The organism is Streptomyces candidus (assembly GCF_014207445.1).
Classification (GTDB): Bacteria; Actinomycetota; Actinomycetes; order Streptomycetales; family Streptomycetaceae; genus Streptomyces; species Streptomyces candidus.
This window is the reverse complement of the sequence record NZ_JACHEM010000004.1, coordinates 311126-329009: the sequence shown is the minus strand read 5'-3', so window position 1 is coordinate 329009 and position 17884 is coordinate 311126. Positions and strand designations below refer to the sequence as shown.

The 17884-nt window shown below is 72.0% G+C and carries 16 protein-coding genes and 1 pseudogene; 8 read left to right on the top strand and 9 right to left on the bottom strand.

What is annotated here, in order from left to right:
* Positions 1-47: 47 nt before the first annotated feature.
* Complete coding sequence (locus HNQ79_RS10195; protein ID WP_185029271.1) at positions 48-3182, top strand: sacsin N-terminal ATP-binding-like domain-containing protein; 3135 nt, start codon at positions 48-50, stop codon at positions 3180-3182.
* A 344-nt stretch (positions 3183-3526) separates the two neighbouring features.
* Here the strand turns inward: HNQ79_RS10195 and HNQ79_RS10190 are convergent, their stop codons facing one another.
* The gene (locus HNQ79_RS10190) at positions 3527-5950 is read right to left on the bottom strand and encodes an HAD-IC family P-type ATPase (RefSeq protein ID WP_185029269.1); all 2424 of its coding nucleotides are present in this window, start codon (positions 5948-5950) and stop codon (positions 3527-3529) included.
* Positions 5951-6220: 270 nt separating this feature from the next.
* Positions 6221-6499 (bottom strand): DUF2530 domain-containing protein, encoded by a 279-nt coding sequence (locus HNQ79_RS10185; protein WP_185029267.1) that lies wholly within the window; start codon positions 6497-6499, stop codon positions 6221-6223.
* A 202-nt stretch (positions 6500-6701) separates the two neighbouring features.
* Here HNQ79_RS10185 and HNQ79_RS10180 point away from each other — a divergent pair, with 202 nt between their 5' ends.
* Entirely contained in the window at positions 6702-8171 is a 1470-nt protein-coding gene (locus HNQ79_RS10180) for an NCS2 family permease (RefSeq protein WP_185029265.1), read from the top strand.
* Positions 8172-8184: 13 nt separating this feature from the next.
* Here HNQ79_RS10180 and HNQ79_RS10175 read toward each other — a convergent pair whose 3' ends face one another.
* On the bottom strand, positions 8185-8382 hold the full coding sequence (locus tag HNQ79_RS10175) for a ribbon-helix-helix protein, CopG family (RefSeq protein ID WP_185029263.1): 198 nt from the start codon (positions 8380-8382) through the stop codon (positions 8185-8187).
* 142 nt (positions 8383-8524) lie between these two features.
* Between HNQ79_RS10175 and HNQ79_RS10170 the strand changes: the two genes are divergently transcribed.
* Together HNQ79_RS10170 and HNQ79_RS10165 are read left to right on the top strand one after the other, a co-directional pair.
* Positions 8525-8962 (top strand): MarR family winged helix-turn-helix transcriptional regulator, encoded by a 438-nt coding sequence (locus HNQ79_RS10170; RefSeq protein ID WP_185029261.1) that lies wholly within the window; start codon positions 8525-8527, stop codon positions 8960-8962.
* A 62-nt stretch (positions 8963-9024) separates the two neighbouring features.
* The gene (locus HNQ79_RS10165; protein ID WP_185029259.1) at positions 9025-10362 is read left to right on the top strand and encodes an MFS transporter; all 1338 of its coding nucleotides are present in this window, start codon (positions 9025-9027) and stop codon (positions 10360-10362) included.
* A gap of 340 nt (positions 10363-10702) precedes the next feature.
* Here the strand turns inward: HNQ79_RS10165 and HNQ79_RS10160 are convergent, their stop codons facing one another.
* Together HNQ79_RS10160 and HNQ79_RS10155 are read right to left on the bottom strand one after the other, a co-directional pair.
* Positions 10703-11701, bottom strand: a complete 999-nt coding sequence (locus HNQ79_RS10160; protein ID WP_185029257.1) for an aldo/keto reductase — start codon at positions 11699-11701, stop codon at positions 10703-10705.
* Positions 11702-11763: 62 nt separating this feature from the next.
* Positions 11764-12348 (bottom strand): MarR family winged helix-turn-helix transcriptional regulator, encoded by a 585-nt coding sequence (locus HNQ79_RS10155; RefSeq protein WP_185029255.1) that lies wholly within the window; start codon positions 12346-12348, stop codon positions 11764-11766.
* 26 nt (positions 12349-12374) lie between these two features.
* Between HNQ79_RS10155 and HNQ79_RS10150 the strand changes: the two genes are divergently transcribed.
* On the top strand, positions 12375-12983 hold the full coding sequence (locus tag HNQ79_RS10150; RefSeq protein ID WP_185029253.1) for a carboxymuconolactone decarboxylase family protein: 609 nt from the start codon (positions 12375-12377) through the stop codon (positions 12981-12983).
* A 68-nt stretch (positions 12984-13051) separates the two neighbouring features.
* Positions 13052-14020: an alpha/beta hydrolase family protein gene (locus tag HNQ79_RS10145; RefSeq protein ID WP_185029251.1), complete on the top strand. Its 969-nt coding sequence runs from the start codon at positions 13052-13054 to the stop codon at positions 14018-14020.
* A 216-nt stretch (positions 14021-14236) separates the two neighbouring features.
* On the opposite strand, the gene HNQ79_RS10140 is transcribed toward HNQ79_RS10145, so the two are convergent.
* From HNQ79_RS10140 to HNQ79_RS10130, 3 genes are all read right to left on the bottom strand, one after another.
* Positions 14237-14734, bottom strand: a complete 498-nt coding sequence (locus HNQ79_RS10140; protein ID WP_185029250.1) for a peptidylprolyl isomerase — start codon at positions 14732-14734, stop codon at positions 14237-14239.
* Positions 14735-15144: 410 nt separating this feature from the next.
* Positions 15145-15351 carry a hypothetical protein gene (locus tag HNQ79_RS10135; RefSeq protein ID WP_185029249.1) on the bottom strand — a complete coding sequence of 69 codons (207 nt, stop codon included), beginning with the start codon at positions 15349-15351 and terminating at the stop codon, positions 15145-15147.
* Complete coding sequence (locus HNQ79_RS10130; RefSeq protein WP_185029248.1) at positions 15338-16036, bottom strand: GDSL-type esterase/lipase family protein; 699 nt, start codon at positions 16034-16036, stop codon at positions 15338-15340. Before HNQ79_RS10130 ends, HNQ79_RS10135 begins: the two co-directional genes overlap by 14 nt.
* Before the next feature lie 59 nt (positions 16037-16095).
* Here HNQ79_RS10130 and HNQ79_RS10125 point away from each other — a divergent pair, with 59 nt between their 5' ends.
* Positions 16096-17112 (top strand): SdiA-regulated/phytase-like domain-containing protein, encoded by a 1017-nt coding sequence (locus HNQ79_RS10125; RefSeq protein WP_185029247.1) that lies wholly within the window; start codon positions 16096-16098, stop codon positions 17110-17112.
* Between the two features lie 90 nt (positions 17113-17202).
* Here the strand turns inward: HNQ79_RS10125 and HNQ79_RS10120 are convergent, their stop codons facing one another.
* Positions 17203-17541 (bottom strand): TetR/AcrR family transcriptional regulator C-terminal domain-containing protein, encoded by a 339-nt coding sequence (locus HNQ79_RS10120; protein ID WP_311772286.1) that lies wholly within the window; start codon positions 17539-17541, stop codon positions 17203-17205.
* Positions 17542-17584: 43 nt separating this feature from the next.
* Here HNQ79_RS10120 and HNQ79_RS33620 point away from each other — a divergent pair.
* Positions 17585-17809 (top strand): annotated as a pseudogene (locus HNQ79_RS33620) (ABC transporter permease); the annotation flags it as partial.
* Positions 17810-17884 lie beyond the last annotated feature (75 nt).

Sequence of the window (17884 nt, the reverse complement as noted above, 5' to 3'; positions counted from 1 at the left end):
CCGCGCGGTACCTTGCACGCCGCAGACCACGACAGAGGAGCACCACCGTGAGCGTTCAGGAGACGGACACCACCGGGGCTGACGAAGGCGCACCGGGCGACCCGTTCGGGACCGCCCGGCTGCGGCGCGGGGTGCTCGACGCCTGGACCGCGACGCCCGCCCGGTTCCGCGAGGACGCCAACGCGGAGGAGGACCTGGCCCTCGGCGGCTACCGCGACCGCCTCGTCGTGGAACTCGCGCAGAACGCGGCCGACGCGGCGGGACGCGCGGGGGTGCCGGGGCGGCTGCGGCTGAGCCTGCACCGGGCGACCGCCGACTCGCCCGCGGTACTGGCCGCCGCGAACACCGGGGCGCCGCTGGACGCCGCCGGGGCGGAGTCGCTGAGCACGCTGCGCGCCTCCGCCAAGCGCGAGGACACCGACACGGCCGTCGGGCGCTTCGGCGTCGGCTTCGCGGCCGTCCTCGCGGTCAGCGACGAACCCGCCGTCCTCGGCCGGCACGGCGGCGTGCGCTGGTCCCTCGCCGAGGCGCGCGGGATGACGGTGGACGCCGCCCTGCGCAGTCCGGGCCTCGGGGACGAACTGCGCCGCCGGGACGGGCACGTGCCGCTGCTGCGGCTGCCGCTGCCCGCGGAGGGCACCGCGCCCGAGGGGTACGACACGGTGGTCGTCCTGCCGCTGCGGGACCCCGCGGCGGTGGCACTCGTCGAGCACCTGCTCGCGGCGATCGACGACGCGCTGCTGCTGACGCTGCCGGGCCTGGGCGAGGTCGTCGTCGACACCCCCGAGGGGGAGCGCGTACTGACCCGGTCCGTGGACGGGCCGTACGTGCACGTCCAGGACAGCGCCCACGGCACGACCCGCTGGCGCACCGCCGCCGCGTCCGGCGCCCTCACCCGAGACCTCCTCGCCGACCGCCCCGTCGAGGAACGCCTGCGCCCGCACTGGTCGCTCACCTGGGCGGTGCCCGTCGACGAGGACGGGTCGCCGCTGCCGCCCCGCACCGCGCGCGTCGTGCACGCCCCGACGCCCACCGACGAGCCGCTGGGCGTACCGGCGCTGCTCATCGCGTCGCTGCCGCTGGACACCACCCGCCGGCACCCCGCGCCGGGACCGCTCACCGACTTCCTCGTGGAGCGGGCGGCGGACGTCTACGCCGGGCTGCTCGGCGACTGGCAGCCGGTGTGCGTCGGCACGCTCGCCCTGGTCCCCGGGCCGCTGGGCAAGGGCGCGCTGGACGGGGCACTGCGGGCGGCGGTCGTCGCCCGGCTGCCCCGCGTCCCGTTCCTGCTGCCCGCCGCGCCCACCGAGGACCAGCCCGCACTGCGCCCGTTCGAGGCGGAAATCGTGGAGGGAGCGGGGGACGAGACGGTACGGGTGCTCGCGGAGGTGCTGCCGACGCTGCTGCCCGCCGGGCTCGAACGCCGGGCGGAACTGCGCACGCTGGGCGTGGGACGGCTTCCGCTCGGCGACGCGATCGAACGCATCGCGGGCGCCGAACGGGCCCCCGGCTGGTGGCGGCGGCTGTACGAGTCGCTGGCCGGCGTCGACCCGGACCGCCTCGCCGGGCTGCCGGTGCCGCTCGCCGACGGACGGACCGCGGTCGGCCCGCGCCAGGTGCTGCTCCCGCTGCCGGACACGTCCGCCGGGGCCGCCGAGCAACTCGCCCGGCTGGGACTGCGGGTGGCCCACGCGGACGCCGCCCACCCCCTCCTGGAGAAGCTGGGCGCCCTGCCCGCCACCCCACGGGCCGTCCTCACCACCCCCCAGGTGCGGGCGGCGGTCGCCGCCTCCCTCGACGGCACGGACATCTGGGACGAGGACGCGCTCGACGGCGACGAGCTGATCGAGACGGTGCTGGGGCTGGTGCGCGACGCGGACCTCGCCCCGGGCGACGAGCCCTGGCTGGGCGCGCTCGGCCTGCCCGACGAGGACGGGGAACTGTCCCCGGCGTGCGAACTGGTGGTTCCCGGCTCGGCCTTCGCCTCCGTGATGCGCGAGGACGAACTCGCCCTGGTGGACCAGGAACTCGCCGACACATGGGGTGAGCCGACATTGGCCGCCGTCGGTGTGCTGGCCGGCTTCGCCCTCGTCCGGGCGACCGACGTCGTCCTCGACCCCGACGAGTTCGAACCCCGCGAGGGGGACTATCCGGAGCCGGACGACGCCGGGCTGCTGGACGCCGTCGACGTGTGGTGCGAGGACGTGCTCGACCAGCTCCCCGACACCCCGGTGCCGCCGGTCGCGACGGAGATCGTGGCCGTACGGGACCTGGACCTCGTCGACGACGACAAGTGGCCGCAGGCCCTCGCCCTCCTTGCGCAGCCGCCGCTGCGGGACGCCCTGACCCAGCAGGTGCGCGTCCTGCTGCCCGACGGCACGACGCGCTCCGTACGGCCGTACACGGCCTGGTGGCTGCGCGACCATCCGGTGCTCGACGGGCGGCGCCCCGCGGGCCTGCTCGCGGCGGGCGGCGACGCCCTGCTGGAGGGCCTGTACGACGAGGCGGACGCGACCGGGTTCGACGACGAACAGGTACTGCGGGCGCTCGGCGTGCGCACCACACTGACCTCGCTGCTCGCCGAGCCGGGCGGGGCCGCGGAACTGCTCGGACGGCTGACCGACCCGGAAGCGGACGTCACCGAGTCGCAACTGCACGCCCTGTACACGTCGCTGGCCGGTCTCGACCCCGAACAGGTCACCCTGCCGGAGGAGTTGCGAGTCGTCGTGGACGGCAGGCCGGAGGTCGTCGACGCGGCGGACGCGCTGATCGCCGACGCGCCGGACCTGCTGCCGCTGACCGGCGGGCTGCCCCTGCTGCCGGTCGCCCCGGCACGCGCGGCCGCACTCGCCGAACTTCTCCAGGTGCGGAGGATCAGCGACACCGTCGAGGCGCAGGTGACCAGCCCGGGTACGGAACGGGCGGTGCCGCCGGAGGTACGGGTGCTGCTGGGTGCGGGCGTGCCCGCGACATACGTGGAGCACGACGAACTCCGCGCCGGGGGAGTGGAGCTGGACTGGCGCCGGACGGGGGACGGGACGATCCACGCGGCCACCCTGGAGGGGGTCGCGGCCGGCCTCGCCTGGGCGGCGGGCCAGTGGCCGCGCCGCTTCGAAGTCGCGGCACTGCTCGAAGCCCCGGACCGCGCCCCGGAACTCGCCCGCAACCGCTGGTTCGACTGACCCCTCCGCCGACTGAACAGCCCCCGAGGCCGCCCGCCCGCCCCCTTGGGCGGCGGGCCGCCCGGCGTCAGCCCCCTGGGGCGGCGGGTCGCTCGACGCGTCAGCCCCCTTGGGTGGCGGGCCGCTCGACGTCAGCCCCCTGGGGCGGCGGGTCGCTCGACGCGTCAGCCCCCTTGGGCGGCGGGGCCGCCCCCCGGGGGCGGAACGGGCGGGCAAGGGGGCGGCCCCCCACCGGACGGTGCCGCCCCGGCTCCACGCCCCCTGCCGCTACGTAAGGCCCCTACACCCCCGTACCGCACAGCACGCGCCCCGCCGTACTCCCCCGCACACCCTCGCACCGCCCCCTACGCCGGCCACTTCCGCCCGACCCACCTCCACGCCCCCTCCAAGAGCGCCGCCGCCGCCACCGCGATCCCCACGGCCGCCCACGGCATCGTCGTCCCCACCAGTCGCAGCGCGAAGAACTCCTGCAGCCACGGCACCACGAGCACGATCAGGAACCCCGTGCCCATCGCCGCGACCAGCCCGACCCGCCACCACGTGTACGGCCTGGCGATGATCGCCAGCACCCACATCGACACCAGGAAGAGCGTCAGCGTCGCCGCGCTGGTCTCCGCCTGGAGCGCCTCGGAACCGGAGTAGTGCGTCCGTGCGAGCAGGTACGTGGAGAACGTCGCCGTCGCCGCGATGACGCCGCTGGGGATCGCGTACCGCATCACCCTGCGCACGAAGTGCGGCTTGGCCCGTTCCTTGTTGGGGGCGAGCGCCAGGAAGAAGGCGGGGACGCCGATCGTCAGCGTCGACAGCAGGGTCAGATGACGTGGCAGGAAGGGGTACTCGACCTGCGAGCAGACCACCAGGATGGCCAGCAGCACCGAGTAGACCGTCTTGGTCAGGAAGAGCGTCGCGACCCGGGTGATGTTCCCGATGACGCGGCGGCCCTCGGCGACCACCGAGGGGAGGGTGGCGAAGCTGTTGTTGAGGAGGACGATCTGGGCGACCGCCCGGGTGGCCTCCGACCCGGAACCCATCGAGACGCCGATGTCGGCGTCCTTCAGGGCGAGGACGTCGTTGACGCCGTCGCCCGTCATGGCGACCGTGTGTCCCTGCGACTGGAGGGCGGCGACCATGTCCCGCTTCTGCTGCGGGGTGACCCGTCCGAACACGGCGTTCTCGTCGAGCACCTTCGCCATCTCGGCCCGGTCGGTCGGCAGCTGCCGCGCGTCGACGGTGTTCTCCGCGCCCGCCAGGCCCAGCTTCCCGGCCACCGCGCCCACCGATACCGCGTTGTCGCCGGAGATGACCTTGGCGGCCACGTCCTGGTCGGCGAAGTAGGCGAGGGTCTCCCCGGCGTCGGGCCGCAGCCGCTGTTCCAGGACGACCAGCGCGGTGGCGGTGGCGCCCGCCGCGACGTCCGTTGCGTCCAGCTCCGAGCCGGCCGTCCGGGCCAGCAGCAGCACCCGCAGGCCCTGCGCGTTCAGCTCGTCGATCTCGCCGAGGGCCGGGTCGCCGGAGGGCAGGAGCACGTCGGGGGCGCCGAGCAGCCACGTCGAGTTCTCGCCGGTACCGTCGCTGAAGGACGCCCCGCTGTACTTGCGGGCGGAGGAGAAGGGCAGCGACTCCAGGACCCGCCACTGTGCCTCGTCCGGGTAGGCGTCCTTGATCGCCTGGAGGCTGGCGTTGGGGCGGGGGTCGGACTCGCCGAGCGCGCCGAGCACCCGTCGTACGTACGCCTCGTCCGCGTCGCCCAGCGGGCGCAGCTCGGTGACGTCCATGCCGCCCTCGGTCAGCGTGCCCGTCTTGTCGAGGCAGACCACGTCGACCCGGGCCAGGCCCTCGATCGCGGGGAGTTCCTGGACCAGGCACTGCTTGCGGCCGAGCCGGATGACGCCGATCGCGAAGGCGACCGAGGTGAGCAGGACCAGGCCCTCGGGGATCATCGGGACGATGCCGCCGACGGTCCTGGCCACCGAGTTCTTGAAGTCGTTGTCCTTGACGACCAGCTGGCTGAGGATCAGGCCGAGCGCGGTCGGGACCATCATCCACGTGACGTACTTGAGGATGGTGGAGATGCCGGAGCGCAGCTCGGAGTGGACGAGCGTGAAGCGGGACGCCTCCTCGGCGAGCTGCGCCGCGTACGCCTCCCGGCCGACCTTCGTGGCGGTGAAGGCGCCGCCGCCCGCCACCACGAACGACCCGGACATCATCACGTCGCCCGGCTTCTTCAGCACCGGGTCGGCCTCGCCGGTCAGCAGCGACTCGTCGACCTCCAGGTTGTCGGCCTCGGCGACCTCGCCGTCGACCACGACCTTGTCGCCGGGCCCGAGTTCGATGACGTCGCCCAGCACGATCTCCGAGGTGGAGATCGCGGCGGGCACGCCGTCGCGCCGTACGGTCGGCTTCGCCTCGCCGATGACCGCCAGCCCGTCGAGGGTCTTCTTGGCGCGCAGCTCCTGGATGATGCCGATGCCGGTGTTCGCGAGGATCACGAAGCCGAACAGGCTGTCCTGGATGGGCGCGACGAACAGCATGATGATCCAGAGCACGCCGATGATCGCGTTGAAGCGGGTGAAGACGTTCGCCCGGACGATCTCCGCCGTGGAGCGGGAGCTGCGCACCGGGACGTCGTTGACCTCGCCCCGCGCGATCCGCTCCGCCACCTCGGCGGCGGTCAGCCCGCCGGCGCGCCCGGCCACCGGCCCTTCTGCGGCGGGAGGTTTCACCGGGTGTACGGGGTCGAGCTCCGCGCCCGCGTCGATGTGCGTCATGGCTCCGACGGTACGGCCGGATGTGCGTGTTGACTCGCCGAAGTGCGGGATTTCAGGGCCACCGGGAGCAAGATCCGACCCGGGGACGACACGGGTGGGACGGGAGGCGTACGGACGCCCCTGCTTTCGTGCGTTACGCGGGAGCTCAGGCGTAACGCGGCCGACCCGGGAGTGCGCTCCCTTACGGGCGGTGGGGGGAGCCGGTCCCGCGCGGGCGATCCGGTTCGTCGGTCCCCTACGGGCGGCCCGGGGCGCCGGCCGGTTCGCGCGTCACGCAGCGGAGGACGAGGTCCCGGCCGCCTGCTCCGCCGCGTGCCGCTTCAGGGCCGCGTCGCGTCCGCGCACGTACCAGATGCCGATGAGCCCCAGGCCGGTGCCGGCCAGCGGCGTCCAGTACCACCAGATCAGGTCCCGGTCGGCGAACCAGCCGTGGAACGCGGCCTGGGCGAGAAAGATCACGAACCAGATGACCGTGCCGCCGACGACGGTGCCGACGACGGGCCCCTCCAGGGGTTCGGGTGCCTCGTGCTTCGCAGTCCACTTCGCCATGGGCGCCAGTGTAGGCGGGGGCGTGCTGCGCGGCGCGGACAGCCCGGCGGGCCGGTTGCCCCATGGGTCTACGCGCGGAGATACCGATCTTTCTCCTATGCGTTCATACTGAAACAGTCCCGGTTTGACTGGTTCCGTTCGTTTAAACCTCCAAGTTCGACCGGATTCGCTCCCCACTCCTTGTCTCCCCGTGAGGTCACGCATGCCCCCCGCCAGCTCCCCGGTGGACGCCGCCGAACAGCCGCAGTCCGGCCCCCCGCAGTCCCAGCCGCAGGGGCAGGTCAACGGACTCGACCGGTTCTTCAAGATCACTGAGCGGGGTTCGACGGTCGCCCGCGAGCTGCGCGGCGGTCTCGCCACCTTCTTCGCGATGGCGTACATCATCGTGCTGAACCCGATCATCCTCGGCAGCGCCAAGGACATGTACGGGCACCAGCTCGACAACGGTCAGCTGGTCACCGCGACCGTTCTGACCGCCGCCCTGTCCACGCTCCTGATGGGTGTCATCGGCAACGTCCCGATCGCGCTCGCCGCCGGACTCGGCGTCAACACCGTCGTCGCCCTCCAGCTCGCTCCCCGGATGAGCTGGCCGGACGCGATGGGCATGGTCGTCCTCGCGGGTGTCGTCGTCATGCTGATGGTCGCCACAGGGCTGCGCGAGCGCGTGATGAACGCGGTGCCGCTCGGTCTGCGCAAGGGCATCGCGATCGGCATCGGCCTGTTCATCATGCTGATCGGACTCGTCGACTCCGGGTTCGTCTCCCGCATGCCGGACGCCGCGCACACCACCGTTCCGCTGCAGCTCGGCGCCGGCGGCCACCTCAACGGCTGGCCCGTCCTGGTCTTCGTCCTGGGCGTCCTGCTCACCCTCGCCCTGATGACCCGCAAGGTGCCCGGCGCGATCCTGATCTCCATGGTCGTGATGACCGTCGTCGCGATGACCGTCCACGCGGTCGCGGACGTCAAGAGCTGGGGCCTGACGACGCCCGAGTGGCCCGGCAACCCGGTCGCCATGCCGGACTTCGGGCTGGTCGGCGAGGTCAGCCTGTTCGGCGGCTTCGAGAAGGTCGGCCTCCTCACCGGCGTCCTCTTCGTCTTCTCGGTACTGCTGTCCTGCTTCTTCGACGCGATGGGCACGATCCTCGCGGTCGGCGACGAGGCGAAGCTGACCGACGCCAAGGGCAACCTGCCGGGTGTCAACAAGGTCCTGCTCGTGGACGGTCTCGCGGTCGCGGCGGGCGGCGGCACCTCTTCCTCCGCCACCACGTGCTTCGTGGAGTCCACCGCCGGCGTCGGCGAGGGCGCGCGCACCGGCCTCGCGAACATGGTTACCGGCGGCCTCTTCGCGCTCGGCCTGTTCCTGACCCCGCTGGTCACGATGGTCCCCTCGCAGGCGGCCACCCCCGCCCTGCTCGCCGTCGGCTTCCTGATCCTGTCCGGCTCGATCAGGGCCATCGACTGGAGCGACTACACCATCGCCGTCCCGGCGTTCCTCACGATGCTCATGATGCCGTTCACGTACTCGATCACCAACGGCATCGGCATCGGCTTCATCAGCTTCTGCGTACTGCGGCTGGCGGCCGGGCGCGGACGCGAGGTGCCGGTGGCGATGTACGCCGTCTCGGCCGTCTTCGCCTTCTACTACCTGATGCCGGCGCTCGGCCTGACGTGACCGCCGAGGGCCGCTACGTCAGCCCGTAGAACTTCTCCGTCTCGTCGACCGCCGTTTTGAAGCGCTCGTCGAAGTCGTCGCGAATGAGCGTCCGGACCACGTAGTCCTGGACGCTCATTCCGCGTCTGGCGGCATGTTCGCGCAGACGGTCGAGCAGCTCGACGTCTATTCGCAGGCTGAGTACCGAGGATTCCGCCGCTGGTGGGGTCACGGTTCCAGGGTCCGGCCCGGCCGGGCGGGCGCGCGTCGCTTTCGGGCGCAGTCTCACTCGTTCGGGTGACTTCCGGCACCCCTGCCCGAGCCCCTGTTATTGCAGTGGTCTTTAGCATGGGTAATGAGTTACGCTAACAACCATGCCTGACCTGTCCCACGGCGACAACGCCGCCGCCGTGAACTCTCTCCGCTCCGCAGTGATGCTGCTGAGCCGTCGCCTCAAGCACCAACGGGTCGACGAATCGCTGAGCCCCACCGAGATGTCGGTGCTCGGCACCCTCGCCCGCTGCGGCAGCGCCACCCCCGGCGAACTGGCCCGCAAGGAACACGTACAGCCGCCGTCGATGACCCGCATCGTGGCACTGCTCGAAGCGAAGAGTCTGGTCAGACTGGAACCGCACCCCGACGACCGCCGCCAGAAGGTGGTACGCCAGACCGAGACCGCCGAGGCCATGCTCGAAGAGAGCCGCCGCAAGCGGAACGCCTGGCTGTCGCACGTCGTCGGCGGTCTGGACGAGGACGAGTGGGCGAAGCTGCGCGCTGCCGCCCCGGTCCTGGAAAAACTCGCCCACCTGTAAGAACTGCCCGGGGTGGGCCCCTGACATCGACCCTCGCGCGCCGCCAAGGAGGCGAACTCATTTTGAGTACGGGAACCGGAGCAGACTCCGCCCCCGCACCGACCACCCCCAAGCAGACCATGTTCAGCTCGCTCAGGAACCGGAACTACCGGCTCTTCGCAAGCGGGCAAGTCGTTTCCAACACCGGTACCTGGATGCAGCGCATCGCCCAGGACTGGCTGGTCCTCTCGCTCACCGGCTCGGCGTCCGCCGTCGGTCTGACGATCGCCCTGCAGTTCCTCCCGATGCTGCTCTTCGGACTGTACGGAGGCGTACTCGCCGACCGGCTCCCGAAGCGCCCCCTGCTCCTGGTGACCCAGTCCGCGATGGGTCTCACCGGCCTCGCGCTCGCCGCCCTGACCCTGAGCGGACACGTCGAGGTGTGGCACGTCTACGCGACCGCCTTCGTGGGCGGTCTGGTGACCGTCGTCGACAACCCCGCCCGGCAGACCTTCGTCGCCGAGATGGTCGGCCCCGCCGACCTCCGCAACGCGGTCAGCCTCAACTCCGCCAACTTCCAGTCGGCCCGGCTGGTCGGCCCCGCGGTGGCGGGCGTGCTGATCACGGCCGTCGGAAGCGGCTACGCCTTCCTCCTCAACGGACTCTCCTTCCTCGCCCCGATCGCCGGCCTGCTGCTGATGCGCACGTCCGAACTGCACAAGGTGGAGCGGACGCCGCGCGGCAAGGGCCAGCTGCGGGAGGGGTTGCGTTACGTCGCGGGCCGGCCCGAACTGATCTGGCCGATCGTCCTGGTGGGCTTCATCGGCACATTCGGCTTCAACTTCCCGATCTGGCTCTCCGCCTTCACCGACGACGTCTTCCACGGGGACGCCGGCACGTACGGGCTGCTGAACACCCTGATGGCGGCGGGCTCCCTGGCGGGCGCGCTGCTGGCCGCGCGGCGGGGGACCTCACGGCTGCGGCTGCTGGTCGGCGCGGCGGTGCTCTTCGGCGTGCTGGAGACGGTCACCGCCTTCGCGCCCTCGTTCTGGCTGTTCGCGGTGATGATGGTGCCGATCGGGATGTTCGGCCTGACGGTCAACGTCACGGCGAACTCCAGCGTGCAGATGGCCACGGATCCCGCGATGCGGGGGCGGGTCATGGCTCTCTTCATGATGGTCTTCACCGGCGGCACGCCCGTCGGGGCCCCGCTGCTCGGGTGGATCACCGACACCTACGGGGCCCGGATCGGCTTCGCGGCGGGCGGTGTGATCTCCGCGCTCGCGGCGGCCGGCGTCGGCGTCCTGCTGTGCCGGGTGGGCGGCCTCCGCCCGAAGCTGGACCTGCGGAGGGGGCACCGGCATCTTCAGCTGGTGCCGAGCGCGCGTGGCCGCCGCCGCGAGCTGATCCCGGCGGCGTAACCGTCCCCAGGCCGGTCGGCCGCCCGGGGTGCCTGGAGCGAGGGCGAGGGCGGGGGTGGGCGTAGGGCGGGGGACGGCACCCCCGGTAGGGGCGCCGCCCCCTCGCCCGCCCGTTCCTTCCCCCGGGGTGGCCCCGTCGCCCGAGGGGGCTGTGGGGGCGGGGGAGACCCGGCGAGTGAGGGGGCGGGGGTGGTCCGGTTAGGCTCGGGGGGTGAATCCGAAAATCCGTAACCAGATCATGGCCGGCGTCCTCGTCCTGATGTTCGTCGTCATCGCGGTGGCGTCCCTCACGGGCAACTAGCGGCCCGCGCCCCATCCCCGCCCGCATCCCCTGCCGGGTCTACCAGGCGAACGCCTCCGGCGAGGGCCCCGGTCCGGGGAAGATCTCGTCGAGTTCCGTCAGCACCTCCGCCGGAAGCTCCAGTTCGATCGCGCGCAGCGCGGACGCGAGCTGGTCGGCGGTGCGCGGGCCGACGATCGGTCCGGTGACCCCGGGCCGCGTCAGCAGCCAGGCCAGGGCGGCCTCGCCGGGTGCGATCCCGTGCTTGTCGAGCAGCTCCTCGTAACGCTGGACCTGCCCCCGTACGGTCGGGTCCGCCAGCATCTCCGCGGACCGGCCGGACGTCGAACGCGCCCCGCCGCCCTCGCGCTCCTTCCTGATCGCGCCGCCGAGCAGCCCGCCGTGCAGCGGCGACCACGGGATGACACCGAGTCCGTACTCCTGGGCGGCCGGGACGACTTCCATCTCGGCGCGGCGCTCCGCCAGGTTGTACAGGCACTGCTCGCTGACCAGCCCGAACGAGCCGAGCCGTCGTGCGGTCTCGTTGGCGCGGGCGATGTGCCAGCCCGCGAAGTTCGACGAGCCGGCATAGAGGATCTTGCCCTGCTGGATCAGGACGTCGACGGCCTGCCAGATCTCCTCGAAGGGGGTCGAGCGGTCGACGTGGTGGAACTGGTAGACGTCGATGTAGTCGGTGCCGAGGCGCTTGAGGCTGGCTTCGACGGAACGGCGGATGTTGACCGCCGAGAGCTTGTCGTGGTTGGGCCACGGGGCCTCGTCGTCTCCGGCCATGTTGGCGTACACCTTGGTGCCGAGGACCACCTTGTCGCGCCGCCCGCCGCCCTGGGCGAACCACGACCCGATGATCTCTTCCGTACGGCCCTTGTTGTTGCCCCAGCCGTAGGCGTTCGCGGTGTCGAAGAAGTTGACGCCCGCCCCGAGGGCGGCGTCCATGATCGTGTGGCTGTCGGCCTCGTCGGTCTGCGGCCCGAAGTTCATCGTGCCGAGGACGAGACGGCTGACCTTGAGTCCGGTGCGTCCGAGCTGTGTGTACTTCATGACAGCCCAGCCAACGCCTTCGAGCGCGCTCGATGCAAGAGGGCGTGGCCTCCCGGAGGCGACTACCCGCCCAGCCAGCCCGCCGTGTCCAGCCGGAAGCGGTCCGCCGGGGGGACCACGGCGCGCAGGGCGGACTCCAGGTCCCGTACGCGCGCCGGGCCCAGCGTCCGGGCCCATTCGGACCGGAGCGCGTCGAAGGCGGCGGCCGAGCGGGTCAGGGCGTCGAGGCCGTGCGGGGTGAGGCGGACGAGCTTGCGGCGGGCGTCGGAGGGGTCGGCGGAGGTGGTGGCGTAACCGAGGGCGATGAGGCGGTCGGCGGTCTTGCCGGCGGCCTGTTTGGAGACGCCGAGGCGGCGGCCGAGTTCGCTGGCCGTGGTGCCGTGCGGCCCGTCCGCGCCGATCGCCTGCAGGGCGAAGCCGTGCGCGGGACGCAGGCCGGGGTGGCCCTGGGCGGCGAGTTCGCTGTGCAGACGGTCGACAAGGGTGCGGAAGCCGGCGAAGAGCAGGACGGGCAGCTCCCAGCCGGGAGTGGTGTCGGCGGTGCTTGCGGCGGTCTCGGTGGTGTCCGCGGCGATCTCGGCGCGGTCCTCGCCGGGAATGCCCTTGCCGTAATCGACAACCCGGTTTACCTTCTGTTCGTCAACCATGTTGTCGAGTTTAGGGGAACGGGCGTATGCGGGGCACCGATCGGGCCGAGCAGCCGGAGCAGACCGAGCAACAGGACGCGCAGGGCAAGCAAGCCGGGCAGCAGGGCGGGCGGGCCGGGCTGCGCTTCACCGAGCACACCGTCGACACCGCCCCCGCCGGGTCCCGGCGGGCCATGGAGGGGGTAGTCCAGAACTTCGGCTTCCTGCCCCCGCTCGTCGCCCAGCAGGCCGAGTCGCCCGAGCTGCTGAACGGGTTCCTGCGCCTCAGTGCGATGTTCGAGAGCACGACCATGGAGCCGGTGGCCCGTGAGGTGGTCGTCATGACCGTCGCGGCACGCAACGCCTGCGGCTTCTGTGTACGGATGCACGCCGGAAAGCTGGAAGAACTGGGGGCGGACGCCGCGTTGATCGACGCGCTGGAACGGCAAGTCCCGCTGGCGGAGGGCAGGCTGGAGGCGGTGCGGGAGTTCACGCGTGCCGTGATGGACGGTGCCGGGGACGTGAGCGCGGCGCAGCTGGAGGCGTTCCGTGCGCACGGGTACAGCAGGCGCAACGCGCTGGAAGTGGTCCTGGGGATCGGCACGTACACCCTGTCCACCTTCGCCAACCGGCTCGTGGCACACGGGGCACCCTGAGGGAAGTCAAGGCGAGGACATGACTCTCGGCAGGGGCGGAGGGGCCCTGCTCTCCGTACGTTCGGGGCATGAACCGACACCGGCGTCTCGTCGCCTCCGCAGCAGCCCTGGTCGCCCTCAGCCTCGGCGCATCCGCCGTCTCGGCGGGTGCCGCCTCCGCCGCCTCCCCGTACCTGCAGAAGCGGGAGGCGCAGGCCCTGCTGGACGGGTTGGGGTACGCGGACGAGATCAGTGCCGTGGAACTCAGCGGTACGCGGGTCAACTCACGGGCTGGGGCGCGGCCGTTGGGCGGCAGGCACCCGCTCGTCCTGCTCTCTCCCGGGTTCACCCTGCACCGGGCCACGCTCACCGTCCTCGCCGAGGAACTCGCCGCCCGGGGGTACGTGGTCGCGGTCATGGACCACGCCCACGAGTCGTTCGGCACGGAGTACCCCGGCGGGCGCACGCTCCCGTTGCGTGCCCCGCTGACCAAGGACGTGCCCGGGGTACGGGCCGCCGACGCCTCCTTCCTGATCGACCGGCTCCTCGACCGGAGCGGCGGGTTCGCCAAGATCATCGACCGGCGGCGGATCGGCATGGGCGGGCACTCCATCGGCGGCAGCAGCTCCGCCGTCGCGATGGCGCGGGACTCCCGCATCAGGGCCGGGGCGAACATGGACGGCGGGTTCAAGGACGCGAACCCGGGCGGGGGAATGAACGGGCGGCCGTTCCTGCTGCTCGGCACCGAGGCCAACCGCCGCCCCGGTGCGGGCACCGGCAGCCACGAGGAGTGGCTCGGGGCGTGGGCGGGGCTCGACGGCTGGAAGAGGTGGCTGGCGGTCGCCGAATCCGGGCACTTCTCCTTCAACGACATCCCCGTGCTGGGCGGGCAACGAGGTCTGGTCAACCCGCAGGCGCCCCTCTCCGGGAAGCGCGCCGCCGAGATCACCCGGGACTACGTCGGGGCCCTCTTCGACCGCCACCTGAAGGGCGAGCGGGAGCCCCTGCTGGACGGCCCCACGGCCGCGAACCCGGAGGTCTCCTTCCACCGGCCGTAGGCTCCCGCACGAAGCGCCCGTGTCCGCAGTGGTGCGGGGGGCGGGGTGAGGGCCGGGAAGGGGCAGTGGCGCGTCCCCGACGAGCCCGTGAGACACGAGACACGAGCCACGAGTACCGAGTACGGGGGAAGCACGGGGACGGCATGCCGGGAGGCCCGGCGTCACGGTGGCGTGACGCCGGGCCTCCCTGGTGGTGCGTGGTGCCGGGGCCGTTGCTCAGAGCTGGCCGGAGGACGCGATGGTGATCTTCGCGGAGGTGCGGCCGCTCTGCGAGCCCAGCGACTCGATCTTCTTGACGAGCTGCATGCTCTCCTCGTCGGCGACCTCGCCGAACACGACGTGCTTGCCGTCGAGCCAGCCGGTGACGATCGTCGTGATGAAGAACTGCGAGCCGTTGGTGTTCTTGCCCGCGTTGGCCATCGACAGCAGGCCCGGCTTGGTGTGCTTGAGCTGGAAGTTCTCGTCGGCGAACTTCTCGCCGTAGATGCTCTTGCCGCCGGTGCCGTCGCCGCGCGTGAAGTCGCCGCCCTGGAGCATGAAGTCCGGGATGACGCGGTGGAAGCCGGAACCGGCGTAGCCGAAGCCCTGCTCGCCCGTGCACAGGGCGCGGAAGTTCTCGACCGTCTTCGGGACGACGTCCTCGAAGAGGTTGAAGGTGATACGGCCCGCGGGCTCGTCGTTGATGGTGATGTCGAAGTACGTCTGGATTGCCATGGGGGCAATCCTGACACCTGCAGGGCGCGAGCGCCCAACCGGGCCAGGAATGAGCGGGTCGGCACGGAGGCGGACGGGGGGCCCGAGAGGGGTCGTACGGAGCCCGCGCGGCGAGCTGGAGCGCTGCGCGGAAGGGGGAGGGTGGTCTGGAGAGTGTCTCACGTGCACGTGTCACCGGGGCATTCCGCGGGGAGGGGGTGGGGCGCGCGCGATCCTGTCGGAGGCCGGTGCGTGACGGCGGCATGGTTCATGACGTCGGACGGCCGCCCGTCCGACGCCCGTCGGACCGATGGGACCTCAACCCCCTTCTCTGACGAGGAGTTGTGCGCCTACGAAGCCCCGGGGCAGCGGCCTGCCATGGGAGAACGGGCGGCATCGGGCGTGGTGGATGGCGGCGAACGCCCGGCTGGTCAGCGGCAGTGCGGGCCCGTCCAGTCCGGGTCGTCCCGCGCGGTGGGGAGGGGACGGTAGCCCTCCGAGTAATGGTTGGTCCAGCCGCAGACGCCGCAGGCATAACGGCCGTCGAGACCCGCTATCTCCGTGCCGCAGCGGCGGCAGTTGGTGTACGTGATCTCGGGTGGGGCGGGGGTGGATCCCGGTGACTTACGCGAATGCATGATTGAGGGAGTATGCGCCACCCAGTTCCCACGCCTGGTGCATCGCGTCCGCGAAGGCCGCGGCGAGTTTGTGTTCGCCGGTCGGGCCGGGATGGGTGCCGTCGTAGGTGTCGGTGCGGATGTCGTACGTGGGGTGGGGCGTGGCCAGGACGAGGGGGGAGCGTGCCTCGTCGCGGTGGGCGACCGTCTTGGCGAGGAGCTCGTTGAAGCGTTCGCACTCGGCGGCGAACGCGGCGTCGCGTTCGGCCCGGACGTTGGGGATGACGGGGTGGATGGCGATACGGACGTGCGGGTTCGCGGCGCGGGCCTCGGCCAGGAAGAGGTCGAGGTTGGCGGCGGTCTGCGTGGCGTTCGTATAGAACCCGAGGTCGATGAGGCCGAGGGAGACGAGCACGGTGTCCGCGCCGGACCCGGTGACGGCCGCACGGATCGCCGGGGCCATGTGCAGCCAGCCCTCGCCCCAGCCGGCGAGGTGGCGGCGGGCGGCAGCCGGGAAGTCGTCGGCACCGTACGCGTGGGAGATGGGGGCGGCGGTCGCCGGGTCGTACAGCGCGGTGCGCGGGCCGACGATCCGGTACGCGCCGTGCAGGGTCGCTTCCAGGTGCTGCCACATGCGGTAGCGCCATGTGAAGTCGCCGGGACAGCCGATGGTCATGGAGTCGCCGACGAAGAGGAAGCTGCGCATCCGATCATCATCGGGGATGCGGTGCGGGCGGTGCACCGTGATGCTGAACACTTGGGTGCATGCGCTCTTCTCGTACGTGTGTCGTCCTGGCCGCCGCAGCACTGGGGGCCGTCCTCGTGTCCGCACCGGTCGCGCTCGCCGACGACGGCGACGGGTTCACGATCAAGGATCCGCGGATCACCGAGTCCAGCGGGCTGGCGGCGAGCCGCGCGCATCCGGGCGTGTACTGGACGCACAACGACCAGGACGGCCCGTACGTCTACGCGGTCGACGGCAAGAGCGGCGAGACGGTCGCACGGATCACCATGCGGGGGGTCGGGAAGCCGCGCGACATGGAAGCGATCTCGGTGGGGCCCGACGGTGCGGTGTACGTGGGGGACATCGGGGACAATCGGGGCGGCACGTGGAGCCACGTGTGGATCTACCGGTTCGCGGAGCCGAAGGTGCTGAAGGACCGGACGGTCGACGCGGCGCAGTACGTCGTGAAGTACGCGGACGGGGCGCGGGACGCGGAGGCGCTGATGGTGCATCCGACGACGGGGCGGGTCTACATCGGCAGCAAGGACCAGGGCGGGGGCGGCCTGTACGAGGGCCCGGCGCGGCTGTCGACGGAGGGGACGAACGTCTTCCGGAAGGTCGCGGACGTGCCGTGGGTGACGGACGGGGCGTTCTCCCCCGACGGGCGGGAGCTCGTGCTGCGGTCCTACCTCGGGGCGGAGAGCTTCGCCTGGAAGGACGGGGGCCGGGGACTCGGCGAGGGGCGGTCGCTGAATATCGGCTACCGGGGGCAGTCGGAGTCGGTCACATTCGACCTGGACGGCAGGTCGTTGCTGTTCGGTGCGGAGGGGGAGCGGAGCGCGGTGGCGCGGCTTGCGGTACAGGGGGCGCCGGGCAGCGGCGGGGCGGGGTCCTCCGGCGGTGCGTCGGGCAGCGCGAGCCCCGGCCCGTCGGACGGCTCCGAGTCCGCCGCCGGGGGACGGGGACCGGCGGGAAACGGGGTGACCGCGCTGGTGGTGATCGGAGCAGCGGTGCTGCTGTGGGCGGGACTGCGACGCAAGCGGAGCCGCGGGGCGTAGCGGGCGGGGTGCCATTCAGCCCGTCCGGCGTCTGAGACGCGCGGCGGAGCCGTGCAAGGGGGCCACCGCGCGGCTCCGCACCAAGGCCCCCTACTCCTGTCGCGCTCCCGCCTCCCCGTCCGCCACCCGTACCTCGAAGCCGTCCAGCATCCGCTCCAGCCCGAACTCGAAGTGGTCGAACTCGTAGTTGAACGTGTCGTCCGCCAGCCCCGCCATCACCGGGTACACCCCACTCGCCATGGCCCGTTCCAGATAGGGCTGTTGGCCCGCCCAGAACGACTCGTGGTCGAGCCCGGTCTCCTCCGCCGCCTCCGTCGTCTCGACCTCCATGCGGGCGATGCCGGTGGCGAAACTCTGGAGGGCGATGATGACCGAGATCAGCTCGGGATCGGTGAATCCGGTCATGCCGCGCAGCCCGGCCAGGGACACCTCCAGACTGTGCAGGGTGCGCGGGCCGAGCAGAGCCCGGCTCTTCGTGGCGTCGTCACTGATGCCCGGCTGGCTCGGGACGGTCGCGGCCTGGAACCCGGTGTCCTCCACCGTCACCGCCGCACGGGAGCTGTTCGGCAACCCGGTGGCCGGCGGCGGGAGTTGGGTGGAGGAGAACGCAGTGCTGATGGGGGTGGTGTGGCCGCTGGTGGTGACGGCGGTCTTTCTGCCCCTGGCGGTGAGGAGGTTCCGGCGGCTCAGCCGGTAGGGGTTTCCGGGCTCCGGAGCTGCCCGTGGCCCCGGGCCCCCGGCTCGGAGGGTCTCCGCCAGGTCGAGTTCACTC

Excerpts from the sequence above, each read along its gene's own strand:
- HNQ79_RS10190 (WP_185029269.1), bottom strand. The coding sequence starts at position 5,950 with ATGACGCACATCGACGCGGGCGCGGAGCTCGACCCCGTACACCCGGTG.
- HNQ79_RS10185 (WP_185029267.1), bottom strand. The coding sequence starts at position 6,499 with ATGGCGAAGTGGACTGCGAAGCACGAGGCACCCGAACCCCTGGAGGGG.
- HNQ79_RS10180 (WP_185029265.1), top strand. The coding sequence starts at position 6,702 with ATGCCCCCCGCCAGCTCCCCGGTGGACGCCGCCGAACAGCCGCAGTCC.
- HNQ79_RS10170 (WP_185029261.1), top strand. The coding sequence starts at position 8,525 with ATGCCTGACCTGTCCCACGGCGACAACGCCGCCGCCGTGAACTCTCTC.
- HNQ79_RS10160 (WP_185029257.1), bottom strand. The coding sequence starts at position 11,701 with ATGAAGTACACACAGCTCGGACGCACCGGACTCAAGGTCAGCCGTCTC.
- HNQ79_RS10155 (WP_185029255.1), bottom strand. The coding sequence starts at position 12,348 with ATGGTTGACGAACAGAAGGTAAACCGGGTTGTCGATTACGGCAAGGGC.
- HNQ79_RS10150 (WP_185029253.1), top strand. The coding sequence starts at position 12,375 with ATGCGGGGCACCGATCGGGCCGAGCAGCCGGAGCAGACCGAGCAACAG.
- HNQ79_RS10145 (WP_185029251.1), top strand. The coding sequence starts at position 13,052 with ATGAACCGACACCGGCGTCTCGTCGCCTCCGCAGCAGCCCTGGTCGCC.
- HNQ79_RS10140 (WP_185029250.1), bottom strand. The coding sequence starts at position 14,734 with ATGGCAATCCAGACGTACTTCGACATCACCATCAACGACGAGCCCGCG.
- HNQ79_RS10135 (WP_185029249.1), bottom strand. The coding sequence starts at position 15,351 with ATGCATTCGCGTAAGTCACCGGGATCCACCCCCGCCCCACCCGAGATC.
- HNQ79_RS10130 (WP_185029248.1), bottom strand. The coding sequence starts at position 16,036 with ATGCGCAGCTTCCTCTTCGTCGGCGACTCCATGACCATCGGCTGTCCC.
- HNQ79_RS10125 (WP_185029247.1), top strand. The coding sequence starts at position 16,096 with ATGCGCTCTTCTCGTACGTGTGTCGTCCTGGCCGCCGCAGCACTGGGG.